Below are 334 nucleotides of genomic sequence, written 5' to 3'. Positions count from 1 at the left end.
GTCAAACTTAGCTTTGAGGCACTCTGGTTTAATCGGCTCAACAGAGATATTAGTTGTTTGTGGTTGTGTAGTTCCAGCTTGACTGAGCGTAAATACAATTTGAATTAACGGACTATAACTTAAAGTTCTTGGTGGATTAATAATTTCGACTAAGTGCTCAAATGGAACATCTTGATTATCCAGTGCAGCTAAGTTAACAGCTTTAACTTGCTTCAGAAATTCATCAAAAGTTACCTCAGGCTCACACTTTAACCGTAATACCAATGTATTTACAAATAGTCCTATCAACCCTTCTAAAGCTTGATCTCGTCGATTTGCAACAGGAGAGCCTATG

The 334-nt window shown here is 37.4% G+C and carries 1 protein-coding gene; it reads right to left on the bottom strand.

The window, feature by feature from the left end; all coding sequences use genetic code 11:
- The coding region (locus CWC11_RS22045) for a condensation domain-containing protein (RefSeq protein ID WP_212748118.1) at window positions 1-334 on the bottom strand (334 nt) is incomplete at both ends.

The organism is Pseudoalteromonas sp. S3178, from assembly GCF_005886985.1.
GTDB classification, from domain to species: Bacteria; Pseudomonadota; Gammaproteobacteria; order Enterobacterales; family Alteromonadaceae; genus Pseudoalteromonas; species Pseudoalteromonas carrageenovora.
This window is presented reverse-complemented; position numbering and strand designations above follow the sequence as displayed.